This window comes from uncultured Gemella sp., from assembly GCF_963519265.1.
Classification (GTDB): Bacteria; Bacillota; Bacilli; order Staphylococcales; family Gemellaceae; genus Gemella.
In genome coordinates this window covers 1-13,646 of the sequence record NZ_CAUQNQ010000036.1, presented here as the reverse complement: position 1 = coordinate 13,646, position 13,646 = coordinate 1, and the positions used below count along the sequence as shown (strand labels likewise).

Below are 13,646 nucleotides of genomic sequence, written 5' to 3'. Positions count from 1 at the left end.
AAACAATAGAATTAAAATAGAAAGGTGCATGAATGAGAGTTCGAAATAGAGCAGATGCTAGAGAGCGTCTAGAGAATAGTCCAGTTGTATTTTTACAACCTAAGGATAATAAGGGGAAATGGAAAGAAATTTTTGGAAATGATAATCCAATACACTTAGAGATAGGAAGTGGAAAAGGTAAGTTTATTCATACACTTGCTGAAAAACACCCAGAAATTAACTTTATAGCTATGGAGGCACAACCAACTGTCTTAACATTTCTATTAGATAAAGTTGAAGAAACTCATAGAGAAAACTTAAAGCTTATTTCAGGAAATGCTGAAGATCTACTAGAATATTTTGCTGAAGGTGAAGTTGATCAATTATATCTAAACTTCTCTGATCCATGGCCTAAAACAAGACATGAGAAAAGACGCTTAACATTTCATACGTTTTTAGCACGTTATGAAACTATCTTAAATGGAAATAAAACAATAGTTCAAAAAACTGATAACCAAGGTTTATTCGAATACAGTTTAATGAGTTATGCTAAATACGGATTTACTTTTAATAGACTTTCTTTAGATTTAACTAATAGTGTCTATGAAGAAGAGAACGTTCATACTGAGTATGAAGATAAGTTTATTAGAAAAGGTAATAGAATCTACATGGTAGAGGCTGTAAAAGAAAGTAAATAACTTTAGTTTACATAAGTATAATTATGTAAACTAAAAATGTTTATTGGTTTTCTTTGTATAAATTACACTAAAATTATTAGTTTATACCTTGATTTTAAAAAAGAATTTATTTATAATAATATTAATACAATTTAAAGGAGAAATACAATAATGATATCAGTTAATGATTTTAAAACTGGAGTTACTATCGAAGTTGATGGAAACATTTGGAAAGTAATGGAATTCCAACACGTTAAACCTGGTAAAGGAGCTGCATTTGTACGTTCTAAATTAAGAAATATGCGTACTGGTGCTGTTAACGATAAAACTTTCAGAGCTGGTGAAAAAGTTGCTAAAGCTCAAATTAACAACCAAAAAATGTCATACCTTTACTCAACTGGTGAAGCATATGTATTTATGGATAATGCTACTTACGAGCAAATCGAAGTACCTGAAGCACAATTAGAATATGAATTAAACTTCTTAAAAGAAAACATGGAAGTTTCAATCTTAATGTTCGGTGATGAAATCTTAGGAATTGACTTACCAACAACAGTAGAACTTACTGTAACTGAAACAGAACCTGGTGTTAAAGGTGATACTGCACAAGGAGCTACTAAAGCTGCTACAGTTGAAACTGGATACACTCTACAAGTACCTCTATTCGTTAAAGAAGGAGACGTATTAGTTATCAATACTGCAGAAGGTTCTTACGTATCAAGAGCATAATTTAAGAATAATGATAAAACTCTCTATTATTTCGATGATAGAGAGTTTTCTATAAAAGGAGAAACTAATGAAATACGTACTTTTACTTCGCGGTATTAATGTCGGTGGAAAGAATAAAGTTTCAATGGCTGAATTAAAGGATATGATTTCACATTTAGGGTATACCAATATTATTTCATATATAAATAGTGGAAATATAATATTTGATACCAGTGATAGCATCGATACTGTAAATCAAAACATATCAAAGATATTGAATAGTTATTCATTTAAAATTAATAAAGTAATACTTAGTCAGAGTGAATATCTTGAGGAACTCGAAAACTTACCGAGCTGGTGGTTTAACGACTTATATAGAAAAGATGTATTATTTTATACAAATGAAATAGACCATTCACTTATGAGAGCTCGTATAGAACAAATGCCTCTACAAGATGAAGCAGTTCATTTCGGAAAAAATGCCGTATTCTGGGGTAAATACAATGAAACAAGTTACTTAAAAACTTCCTATCATAAGTATTTAATAAAAGAAAGTTTCTATAAGTCTGTTACTATACGAAACTCAAGAACATTTGAAAAAATAGCTTATCTCTTAAAAAAATAAATTATAAAGCGTTTACCTTTACTTATCTATACTAATAATGTTATAATTACCTAATGAAAAATTAAGGAGAATATAATGAAATTAGATAAGATATTTATTATCTTAGGATTAATAATCTACTCTTCACTGGCATTTTTTTTAGGAAATTATTCCTATAAATTATTGTTAGTTTTTATTGGTATTAGTGCTCTTATATTTTTAATAACAAAATTACATTTTGAGCCATTTTTATCAATATTAATAGTTGCTATTATTCTAGGATTATTTTTAGGACTTTCCCCTAATACATTGATAGATTCTATAGAGAAGGGGACTGGATCTCTTCTAGGACATTTGTCATTAATATTAGGTCTAGGAGCAATGTTTGGTAAAATATTGGAAGAATTAGGTGCAGTAGAGATTACGGCAAAGAAAATGATTAGTGTATTTGGAGTTAAGAGAATCCAATTAGGTTTACTTATAGCTGGAATGTGTATAAGTTTTTCTTTATTCTTTGATGTAGCTTTTATTTTAGTAATTCCAATTATTCTTGCAGTAGCAAAGGAGTTAAAACTAGATAAGATATATCTAGCTCTTCCCGCAAGTATAGGGGTTTTAACTATTCATGCTTTATTCCCGCCGCATCCTAGTCCAAGTATTATCACTAAAACATTTAAACTAAACATGGCAGAGGTTTTTTACTATGGTTTAATGGTAGCTATACCTACAGCTTTTATTGGAGGTTTACTATTAACTAATTCTAATTTAGTAAAAACAAGAGTTAATTCAGATATTGAAGAAAAGAATATAAGCGTTTTAAAGATTGAAAATCAAACTATGAGTACTACATTTGCTATCTTATTAATGCTATTACCAGTTCTGTTAATTACGATTCCTACAATAGCTTTAGCTATACCTAATTTATCAGAAACAATAAAAGCTTTCTTAACAATTATAAGTAACCCAGTTACTGCATTAATAATAAGTTTATTAATAGCTATTATTGAATTAATGATAACAAAAGGTTTAAGAATAAGAAGTATTGTTCCATTACTAAGCCAATCTCTTAAAACAATTGCAGTGGTGTTACTAATTAATGGTGCTGCAGGTGGTTTAAAACAAGTATTAGTTGATTCTAAAGTTACTGATGAAATTATTAGACTGACTAATGGTCTTAATCTATCACCAATCGTTATTAGCTTCTTAGTAGCTGCTATACTAAGAATATCATTAGGTAGTGCTACAATAGCTGCAATAACAACACTTGCTATTGTCGAGCCACTAGTTAGTACTGTAAGTTACTCACCAGTGTTTATAATGTTAAGCATCACAGCAGGAAGTATGTTCTGTTCACATGTGAATGATCCTGGATTTTGGTTATTTAAACAATATCTGAATTTAGACTTTAAAACTACATTTAAAACCTGGACACTAGGAACAACAGTATCTTCTGTCATAGCGTTTATTATAATATTGTTTATAACATCGTTTGCATAAAGAAAATTATTATAAATTAAAGTTTTTACTTGATATTTATGTTAAGGTATGTTATATTATTAATTGTGTATGTAGTAAATGTTATGAATAAACTATTTCCAAAAGGAGGATTAATTCATGGCAAAAGTTTGTTACGTAACTGGACGTAAAGCTCGTTCAGGAAATACTCGTTCACACGCAATGAACGCAAATAAAAGAAAATTCAAAGCTAATCTACAAAAAGTAACAATTTTAGTAGACGGACAACCTAAAAAAGTTTGGGTTTCTGCTAGAGCTTTAAAATCTGGAAAAGTTGAGCGTGTATAATTAAGCGATAAACTTTAAGCTATCTAAGGAAACTTAGATAGCTTTTTACATTAATTTAATAATAAATAATATAAAAATAACAAAAAAATAACAAAATAGGCATTTAAATCAATTCTGAGCGTTTTTAGTGCTTTTTGGAATAATTATACAAAAAATAATTCTAGGACGCTTATACGGCGTTTAAATAGGTGATATTTTTTTATAGAGAGCAGAAAGCAAAAAAATACGGTAATTGGTTTTAATATTAAGAAATAAAATATACTATATCATATTTTGATACAAAATTAATTTAAAATAATAATACTTAAAACAAATAGTATAAAAACTATAATAATAAAATTATCAGATTAAAAATATTAGGGGACAAACATATATTGAAAGAATTAACAAAATATGATATAATATAATTGTTCGTATAATACATATTATATGTATAATTTATAAAAATAAGGAGAATGTAGTAATACCAATGAATCAACGTGATTATTATAAACAAAAGATTAACAAAATACTTCCGGAGTTTCCTGACTACATAGAAGATTTTATTGATACATATTATGACAATTTATCTCCATTAACTTTGCATAGATATTTAGAAACCTATAAGAACTTTTTAAATTGGACTATCAGAGAAACTATATCTGATGCTGAACTTATTAAAGATGTCAGTCTTTCTACATTAGAAAATATTTCAAAAAAAGAAATGGAAAGTTATTTCAAAAGTCTATCTCGTGAACAAATTAATGGTAAATACCGTAGTCAGACTACTATAAATAACTATAAAGCTGCTATGAGATCACTTTATAAGTTCCTTACAGTAACAAGTGAAACTGAGCAAGGTAAAGCTTATTTCGAAAGAAATGTTATGCTTAAAATACCTATTAATCGAGTTAAAGAAACATTGTCTTCAAGATCAAAGAAAATATCAGAAAAGATATTTTTAGATTCTCAAGACGAAGAATTTTTACAGTATGTTGAGTTTGAATATGAAAAGACTTTGTCTAACCATGGTAAATCATTCTTCTTAAGAGATAAAGCAAGAGACTTAGCTATTCTAACGCTATTTTTAAAGAGTGGTATTCGTGTCAACGAACTTGCTAATTTAAAAGTAAAAGACATAGACTTTCTAAATAGTGAAATCAATGTTATCAGAAAAGGTAATAAGGTAGATACAGTAATAATTACCAAATCTGCTTTAGATAGACTAAATGAATATATTACTTCCCTACCTTTTAAACTTAATAGAGAAGATTATGTATTTATTAGTAAAAACAAAACAGGATTATCAATAAGAGCTATTCAAAAATTAGTAATGAAATATACAGATGCTTTTAATGTCCCAATGTCACCGCATAAATTAAGACACAGTTACGGTACAAAACTAGCTCTAAAAACAAATGGTAATATACCAATAATTATGACACAAATGGGGCATTCTAACAGTGATACGTCAATGCTATACATTAATGAATCAAAAAAGATTATTAAGCAAAATATCGATAAACTTGATGATTAGTATTGAATTATATCTTCTATTAAGGTAAAATATAAAAGTTACTAAAAAATTAGGAGGTTAAACATGGGTATAATTGTACAAGTTTTAGGATCACTATTAATTACTAATAGGATTTGTATTTAGTCAATTAGGAAAACTTAAGACAACTTCACTTAATTATCTATTACTAAATGCCATTGGTACTCTAATTTTAGGAATAGATGCATTTATTGGAAAACAATGGGGATTTGTTTTACTTGAAGGTGTTTGGTCAATAGTTGCAATTCAAGGATTATTTAAGTATTTCAATAAAAAAGAAGTAAATTTACATAATGTTATTTATGTAAACTATATCTTTTTATAATATCTTTTATGAATTTTGTTTTTCCTGCAGTATAGCCTTCTCTATCATACTTATATCTTAGTTCTAAATCTAATTTTAACGTTTCATATTGTTTGGCTATTTTTGGATTTTTTATTAAAACATCTCTAAACTTAACTTCTTCAATATCACCTTTTCTTCTTACGTGAAGATGGTAGACTTTAGTTTGAAAACCATCCTCCCCATATCCTTTGACTAGGAAAGCTCTATTGTCTTCTATCCAACGTAGTTCCCATTCTACATTCAGAATATCAATTATACTATCAAAATCATCATCTTTATAGATTTCTAAAATTATATCTATTATATCCTTAGAATAAATATTTGGAATCGCTGTACTTCCAATGTGATAAATACTTACATTATATTTTTTTAGTTTAGATAATAAATTTATTTTTTCATCTTCATACCAACTTGCCCATTCATTATTACGTTTAACAAGTTTTATAGGGAATTTTCTTTTAAAATCCTCATCTTTTAATATATTATTCATTTATAAAACCACCTCTAAAAAAATGCTAGGATAGGATGAACCTATCACTAACATTATTTGAATACATGTAATGAGTTTTTGAAATACTCGATTCCAGATAGTATCGTTAAAATTACTGATATCCATAAAAGAATATAATCTAGTTTGAAATCTATTATATTAAAAATAGGATTTCCTAATAATATAAGAATTATAGCGATTAATTGACTAATAGTCTTTAGCTTTCCTAAGATACCTGCAGGTATAACTTCACCTTTTTCAACAGCTAAAAGTCTTAAACCAGTTACAGCAAATTCTCTTGCAATTACTACAACTACCATCCAACTGTGCATTAAACCTAATTCAACCATAACTATAAATGCACTACCTACAAGAAGTTTATCTGCTAATGGATCTAAGAATTTACCCATATTTGTAACTAAATTATATTTTCTTGCTAAATAACCATCGATAAAATCGGTAAATGACGCAAATATAAATATTAATGCTGCAATAAAGATATTTAAGGATATATTCCTTCCGCCTAGAATAGACATACTTCCTCCCATATCAACTAATAAGAATACTATAAATACAGGTATTAATATTGTTCTAAATAATGTTATTTTATTCGGTAGATTCATTATTTTTACTTACCCTTCTAACTTAAAATATAAATTTAATTCACTAATAATTATAACATATTCTATAATATGCTACAATAAAAAATACAGGATAAATCTAATTATCCCGTATTTTATAGTTATGCACTTGCATTTGCATTTGAATCAGTATTACCTGGTGTTGCTGTAGGTTGTGTGCTTGGAGTTTCTGGTGTTGCTGGAGGCGTTATAGTTGATGTTGATCGAGTATTGCCACCTGCGGGTTCGCTAGTAGTATTGTTATTTGATGGAGTTGTTGGTCTATATGTATAATTTGAATCAGAACCATAAGTACTAGTATTTGAATTATATGATCTTGAATTAGAACTAGTATTAGGTTGACTAACAGGAGCTTCCACTGCATCAGGTGTAGAATGTGTTTCTCTAGATTGTTGAGTTTGAGTTGATTCTGGAGTTTTAGAAGTATCAAGCGCAGTTAAAGCATCTTTTATACTTTGAACAACAGCATCATAATCTTCATTCTTTTCAAATATAATTGATTTTTCTTTATCTAATAAGACCTGTAAATCATTTAATTCTTTTTTAGCTACTTCTACTTTTTCGTTATTTTTCTTATCATCATCACTTAAAGTAGCCTTCTTTATTTTTTCTTTAATGCTATTTGAAATTTTTTCACGCATTTTTTTAATTGCATCATTATACTCACTAGTTAGCTTATCTTTTTTCTCTTTTGAAATTTCATCTTTTTTATCAACTAAAGATTTGAAAATTTCAATTTTTTTATTTAAATCATTCTCTTTATAAAACTTAGAAGTCGTATCTTTGATTAATTCTTCTAACTTAGAATCTTCTTTTTTCTTCTCTACCTTTGGTTTATTATTTAGCGTTTGTTGTTTTTGATACGCATAAGCAGACAAACCAATTACCGCCATAATTACTATAGTTAACAATCCAATTAATAATTTTTTATTTTTTTTCACTTTTATTCACCTCTATTTTATTATTTAGTTTACATAAATTATTTTATGTAAACATATGCGTAGGAATAACATTATTCATAATCCTCTGCATATTCTTTTTCTAGAAATACTTTTCTAGGTTTACTTCCATCTACAGGTCCAATGTATCCATCTTCTTCTAGCATATCTATTATTCTCGCAGCTCTATTATAACCTATTTTAAACCTTCTTTGCAATAATGAAGCTGAAGCTTTCTGTGTTTTAGCTATAAATAATAGTACCTCTTTGTATAATGGATCTACATCTTCATCGGATGAGCCTCCATTTTGTGAACTTACTTCACTTGGTGTCATATTTGGATCGTATTGTGCTTCAGACTGACTCTTAACAAAGTCAACAACTTTCTCTACTTCTTCATCAGATAAGAAAGCGCCTTGTATGCGAACGGGCTTGCTAGATTCAGCTGATAAATAAAGCATATCACCTTTACCTAGTAATGTTTCTGCACCTGATTTATCAAGGATAGTCCTTGAATCAATACTAGAACTTACTGCAAACGCAATTCTCGATGGAATATTAGTTTTAATAACCCCTGTAATTACATCAACTGATGGTCTTTGAGTTGCTATTATCATGTGTATACCAGCTGCTCTTGCTTTCTGTGCAATTCGAGCTATTGATTCTTCTACTTCCTTAGAAGATACCATCATTAAATCTGCCAATTCATCTATTATAACAACTATATATGGTAATTCTTTATAATCTGGGTCTTTAGCTGCTATTCGATTATACCCTTCCATATTTCTTACTCTAGCTCTTGCAAATTCTCTATATCTGTTTTCCATCTCAAGAACTACTTTATGAAGAACATCAGCTGCTTTTACTGGATCTGTAACAACAGAAGTAAGTAAGTGTGGAATACCATCATAAATAGATAGTTCAACCATCTTAGGATCTATCATTATCAATTTAACTTTATCAGGTTTATTTTTTAATAATATACTTGTAATTATCGTATTTACACAAACTGATTTACCACTTCCGGTAGAACCTGCTATTAATAAGTGAGGTGTTTTATCGATTCTAGTGAAAATTGATTCACCTGATACATCTTTACCTAATGCAACAGATAGTGGCGAATTATCTTCATCATTGACAAAAACCTCTTTCATCGTTACTAGTTCATTTACTGTATTAGGTATTTCTATACCTATTAATGATTTACCGGGAATTGGTGCTTCAATACGTACATCTTTAGCTGCTAGATTTAGTGCTATATCATTACTCAAGTTTACTATCTTACTAACCTTAGTTCCTGGGGTTGGTAAGATTTGGAACTGTGTAATCGATGGTCCTACTATTGCTTTAACAATCTTAACCTCTATACCAAAGTTATTAAATGTACTTTGAAGAATTTTTGATTTTTCTACTACATCACCTTTAGTAATAGTTTTCTTCTTAACTGGATTATTAAGTAGTGTTACTGGTGGAAGTTGATAATTATCATATGATTCTTCTGAAACTATTTCATTAACCGTTTCTTCTTCAACAGTAATATGTTCTTTATTTAATTTAGGTTGTTTTCTAGTAGGTCTTTGAATAATTTCCTCATCATAGAATTCTTCATCTTCTTTAAATTCTCTTATATCAACAACTAAATCTTTATCTTTAATTTTATTATATCTCTGTTCATTAGAGTTCTCTCTATTAACATTAGATGAATTATATTCGTCATAGATAATATCATCTTCATCCTGATAGTCATCTAAAGTATTTTCCATATACTCATTTTTATCAAATGCATTAACTATATGATGTTTAATCCTTAAAACTAACTCCCTATGATTAATGTTAAAATATAAAAATATAACTGTTATTATAGCTGATATTATCACCAATAATGAACCATAATAAGATAATAAATAAATTAAGAATTTAACAGGGTAATAAGACAATAATCCTCCACCATATAAACTAACTCTATTATTGTAAATATCATTAAAACCTAACAAATTATTATCATTATTACCAATGTAAATTAACTGAAATAGAAAATCTACTAAAATTAATAATATTACTATAATTGCTGGAGTTTTTAGCTTTTTATTCATAATATAATATATCGGCGTTGCAACTATTATTATATAGATAAGATAACTAAAACTTCCGAGTAAATATTTAAAAAGTGCATCAAAAAATCTACCAATAAATCCCATTTGTAAAACAGCTAAAATTACTATAAGAACAGAAATTACAAAATATAATCCGCGATAGGCTTCTTTAGACAAAACGGGAATAACATTTTTCTTTGGAGCTTTCTTTACACTTGTCTTTTTACCACTAACCTTAGTGGCTTTTTTGTTTTTATTAGTTTTACTTGTTTTTTTTGTCTTTTTATTGCTCAATCTTCTCTCCTTTCTAGTCTTCTTCTACAAATACTGCCTCAGTTGGACAATTTTCTTTTGCTTCTAAGACTAAACTACGATACTTTTCAGCAACTTCCTCAGTCATCTTATTATCATCGATAATGCAATACGCTATTCCATCTTCGTCATAATCATATATATCAGGACATATTGCATTACAATTACCGCAGGCAATACAATCTTCTCGTATTATTTTAGTTTTCATTATTTTCTTCTTTCAAAAAATTAGAAAATTTCTCCAATGATTCTTTTCGATGACTGATACTATTTTTTTCGTCAGAACTAAGTTCTGCAAATGTTTTTTCTAAACTTGGAACATAGAATATAGGATCATATCCAAAGCCATTATTACCTCTTAACTCAGAGATAATTTCACCGTGGCATTCTCCTCTAAAAGTAAATTCTGTCCCATCAGGTTTAACTAAAGCTATAACTGATACAAACTTAGCATTTGATTTTTTACCATCTAATTCAGATAAAACTTTCTCTATATTTTTTGAATCAGTTTGTTCTTTTGAATATCTTGCAGAATAAACTCCAGGACGACCCTCTAATAGTTCAACACTAAGTCCACTATCATCTGCTATTGCAGTTTTTCCTGAGTATTTTGAGATTGTTCTTGCCTTTATTAAAGCATTCTCTTCAAATGTTAATCCATCTTCAATAATCTCATCAGTAAAATTAATATCTTTTAAAGTTAGAATATTATAATCACTCAGTATGCTTTTAATTTCTTCAACTTTATGTGCATTATTTGATGCTAAAATCAATTCTTTCATTTTATCACTCCTATATTTCAACTACTTCTGCATTAATATCTTTCTTTAACCACTTAGAAGCAATACTATTAAAATTATCACTTTCTTGTGAAATAAAGAATCTGTGTTCTTTTTTATTTAGCTTTTTCTGATGTAATTTTGCATATCCTAAAACAGTACTTACTTCGCGTGCTGCTTCTCTTCCTGAAGAAATAACTTTAATATTATTACCATAATAATCTTCTATATCTTTCTTCAATATTGGATAATGCGTACATCCAAGAACTACAGTATCAACGCCTAACGTGTTAGTATTACTTAATGTATCAGATATTAAATTTTTAGTAGCTTCTTTATCAAGATTTCCTTCTGATTCAATAAACGGTACAAAAGCTGGACAAGCTTTATCAAAAACAATAATATCAGAATTGATATTTTCAATTTCTATATCATATACTTTTGAGTTTGCTGTGAACTTTGTTCCTAATACTAGTACTTTGTTATTCTCTGTTGCTTGTATAGCTCGTCTTGCTCCTGGTTGAACAACTCCTATGATAGGGACTTCATATTTACTCTGTAGATAGTCTAGAGCCGCAGCTGTCGCAGTATTACATGCTAAAACAACCAGCTTCACACCTTTATCTATTAAGAATTTCACTGCTCTATCTGTATTTTTTATTATTTCTTCCTTTGTTTTATCACCATAAGGACAATTTTTAACATCACCGAAATAATAGATAGTTTCATTGGGTAACTGTCTCATAATCTCGCGAGCAACGGTTAGTCCACCTACTCCACTATCAAATACTCCTATTGCATTATTCATATATATCCTCTTTCTTAATTAGAACCTAACATTTCCTCGAGTTCTAATATTTTAGTATAAGATTTAGTTTCTATTCCTACAAATTCTTTAAATACCATATTTAAAAATGAGAATAATCGAATTAAATCTTTGTTTTCTATTTCCAAACTTTCCAAAAAGTCAATACTTTTAACAGTCATATAGTATGTAAGTTTCACTAATGAATCACTAAGACCATATACACTATAATCTATATTAAACTTATCAACAAAGCTATTTTTTAAAAAGCTATATCCTACATAAGGCTGATCTGTTTTTTGATATTTAAACATAAAACCCTGACCTTTTAAAATTTGACACAAAAAATATATTAAAACAAGTTTTTCTGAAACATCATTTTCTATATTTTTTAAACATACTTTCAATAACTTATACATATTAAATGTATCATCATTGATTAAATTGACATACTCCAACATATTAGCAACATAGCTATTTTTTAATATGTCATAGACAATATTTGTATACGTATTTTCAATTTCAAGGTTTGTAATTTTGTTCATACCACTAGTAGAAAAAAAATTAATCGACACCTCGTACGGTGTACTCACCTTAATTTTTTTCTTACTTTTATGGACATTTTCATAAAAAAAACTTTCTATATTACCCTGCTCAGTTAAAACATGTAATATTTCATGGTAATCTCTATATCTTATTTTTTTTATTATTATTCCTGTAATAAAATTTCTATTAGTCAAAGATATCATCCCTATAGCCAAGGTCACGAATTTGGTTTGGTTTTGATCTCCAGTTATCGATTACTTTAACCCAAAGTTCTAAAAATACTTTCTCTCCTAGAAGAACCTCTATATCTTTTCTTGCTCTAGAACCAATTTCTTTTACCATTTTACCTTGTTTACCAATAATCATACCTTTTTGTGATTTTCTCTCAACAACAATTGTAGCTATAATATTTTTCTTTTTACCAGGTTGTTTTTCTATTCTATCAATCACAACGGCAATTGAATGAGGAATCTCTTGCTCTGTTAATTGCAATACTTTTTCTCTAATGAATTCTGATATTACAAAATACTCAGGAGAATCAGTAATTACATCATCTGGATACATTTTAAAACTTGGTTGTAAGTATTTTTTTGTTGTATTTAATAGATTATCAACATTTATTGACTTTAATGCTGAAATAGGAACTATCTCAACAAAATCATATAAGTCTTTATAAAATTCAATAATTTGAATAAGTTGTTCAGGTGATATTAAATCAATCTTATTAATAAGTAAAAATGTTGGAACTTTTAACTCCTTAACAATATTAATTAAATGCTGATCTCCAGGACCAAACTTTTCACTTGCATTTATAATTAAATATACTATCTCTGATTCTTGAATTGCGCTACTTGCAAGTTTCATCATATAATCACCTAACCTATGTTTTGGCTTGTGAATACCAGGTGTATCAATAAAGACAATTTGTGAGTCATTATCAGTATAAACACCATTTATAATGTTACGAGTTGTCTGCGGTTTATCCGACATTATGGCTATTTTTTGTTGCAGTATATTGTTTAATAACGTAGATTTACCAGCGTTAGGTCTACCTATGATAGTGACAAATCCCGTTTTAATTTGTTCTTCAAACATGTTTATCTCCTTAAACCAAATTTTTCAAGAATCTCATCTTGTTTACCAAACATTTCTTTTTCATCCTCTTCAGTCATGTGATCATAACCTAATAAATGTAAAAATCCATGCACCGCAAGAAAACCTATTTCTCTATCAAAACTATGTTCATACTCTTTTGCTTGTTCATGAGCAATATCAACACAGATAATTACATCACCAATAGAATTAATCTCATCTTCAAGACCAATAATATCAATTTCATCTTCTACTTCATCATTTAACGCAAAAGAAATAACATCAGTAGGAACATCTTT

16 protein-coding genes are annotated in these 13,646 nt (G+C 28.3%); 6 read left to right on the top strand and 10 right to left on the bottom strand.

Going from position 1 to position 13,646, the window contains the following annotated elements:
- Positions 1–32: 32 nt before the first annotated feature.
- The 6 genes from trmB (at position 33) to xerS (ending at position 5,287) form a co-directional block, all read left to right on the top strand.
- Complete coding sequence (gene trmB / locus RWN11_RS05105) at positions 33–677, top strand: tRNA (guanosine(46)-N7)-methyltransferase TrmB (RefSeq protein WP_314160702.1); 645 nt, start codon at positions 33–35, stop codon at positions 675–677.
- Positions 678–827: 150 nt separating this feature from the next.
- Positions 828–1,385, top strand: a complete 558-nt coding sequence (gene efp, locus RWN11_RS05100; RefSeq protein WP_003145634.1) for an elongation factor P — start codon at positions 828–830, stop codon at positions 1,383–1,385.
- Between the two features lie 67 nt (positions 1,386–1,452).
- Positions 1,453–1,989 carry a DUF1697 domain-containing protein gene (locus RWN11_RS05095; protein WP_314160701.1) on the top strand — a complete coding sequence of 179 codons (537 nt, stop codon included), beginning with the start codon at positions 1,453–1,455 and terminating at the stop codon, positions 1,987–1,989.
- Positions 1,990–2,064: 75 nt separating this feature from the next.
- Positions 2,065–3,465 (top strand): gluconate:H+ symporter, encoded by a 1,401-nt coding sequence (locus RWN11_RS05090; RefSeq protein WP_314160700.1) that lies wholly within the window; start codon positions 2,065–2,067, stop codon positions 3,463–3,465.
- 117 nt (positions 3,466–3,582) lie between these two features.
- Positions 3,583–3,771 carry a 50S ribosomal protein L28 gene (gene rpmB, locus RWN11_RS05085; RefSeq protein ID WP_003144993.1) on the top strand — a complete coding sequence of 63 codons (189 nt, stop codon included), beginning with the start codon at positions 3,583–3,585 and terminating at the stop codon, positions 3,769–3,771.
- Positions 3,772–4,240: 469 nt separating this feature from the next.
- Positions 4,241–5,287 carry a tyrosine recombinase XerS gene (gene xerS / locus RWN11_RS05080; RefSeq protein WP_314160699.1) on the top strand — a complete coding sequence of 349 codons (1,047 nt, stop codon included), beginning with the start codon at positions 4,241–4,243 and terminating at the stop codon, positions 5,285–5,287.
- Positions 5,288–5,601: 314 nt separating this feature from the next.
- Here the strand turns inward: xerS and RWN11_RS05075 are convergent, their stop codons facing one another.
- The 10 genes from RWN11_RS05075 to ybeY form a co-directional block, all read right to left on the bottom strand.
- Positions 5,602–6,141 (bottom strand): GrpB family protein, encoded by a 540-nt coding sequence (locus tag RWN11_RS05075; protein WP_314160698.1) that lies wholly within the window; start codon positions 6,139–6,141, stop codon positions 5,602–5,604.
- 53 nt (positions 6,142–6,194) lie between these two features.
- Positions 6,195–6,764 (bottom strand): CDP-diacylglycerol--glycerol-3-phosphate 3-phosphatidyltransferase, encoded by a 570-nt coding sequence (gene pgsA / locus RWN11_RS05070; protein WP_314160697.1) that lies wholly within the window; start codon positions 6,762–6,764, stop codon positions 6,195–6,197.
- 119 nt (positions 6,765–6,883) lie between these two features.
- A complete protein-coding gene (locus RWN11_RS05065) occupies positions 6,884–7,723 on the bottom strand; it encodes a hypothetical protein (RefSeq protein ID WP_314160696.1) in 840 nt (279 codons plus the stop codon).
- Between the two features lie 71 nt (positions 7,724–7,794).
- Entirely contained in the window at positions 7,795–9,918 is a 2,124-nt protein-coding gene (locus RWN11_RS05060) for a DNA translocase FtsK (protein WP_399536049.1), read from the bottom strand.
- 202 nt (positions 9,919–10,120) lie between these two features.
- Positions 10,121–10,333: a ferredoxin gene (locus RWN11_RS05055; RefSeq protein ID WP_314160694.1), complete on the bottom strand. Its 213-nt coding sequence runs from the start codon at positions 10,331–10,333 to the stop codon at positions 10,121–10,123.
- Positions 10,323–10,907, bottom strand: coding sequence for an XTP/dITP diphosphatase (locus RWN11_RS05050; protein ID WP_314160693.1), 585 nt, complete (start codon positions 10,905–10,907; stop codon positions 10,323–10,325). The genes RWN11_RS05055 and RWN11_RS05050 overlap by 11 nt, the downstream gene beginning before the upstream one ends.
- Positions 10,908–10,917: 10 nt before the next feature.
- Positions 10,918–11,712, bottom strand: coding sequence for a glutamate racemase (gene racE / locus RWN11_RS05045; protein WP_314160692.1), 795 nt, complete (start codon positions 11,710–11,712; stop codon positions 10,918–10,920).
- A 14-nt stretch (positions 11,713–11,726) separates the two neighbouring features.
- On the bottom strand, positions 11,727–12,458 hold the full coding sequence (gene recO, locus RWN11_RS05040; RefSeq protein WP_314160691.1) for a DNA repair protein RecO: 732 nt from the start codon (positions 12,456–12,458) through the stop codon (positions 11,727–11,729).
- Positions 12,442–13,350 carry a GTPase Era gene (gene era, locus RWN11_RS05035; protein WP_314160690.1) on the bottom strand — a complete coding sequence of 303 codons (909 nt, stop codon included), beginning with the start codon at positions 13,348–13,350 and terminating at the stop codon, positions 12,442–12,444. The genes recO and era overlap by 17 nt, the downstream gene beginning before the upstream one ends.
- A gap of 2 nt (positions 13,351–13,352) precedes the next feature.
- Positions 13,353–13,646 (bottom strand): rRNA maturation RNase YbeY (ybeY, locus tag RWN11_RS05030; protein WP_314160689.1); only part of this gene is annotated, 294 nt, incomplete at its 5' end.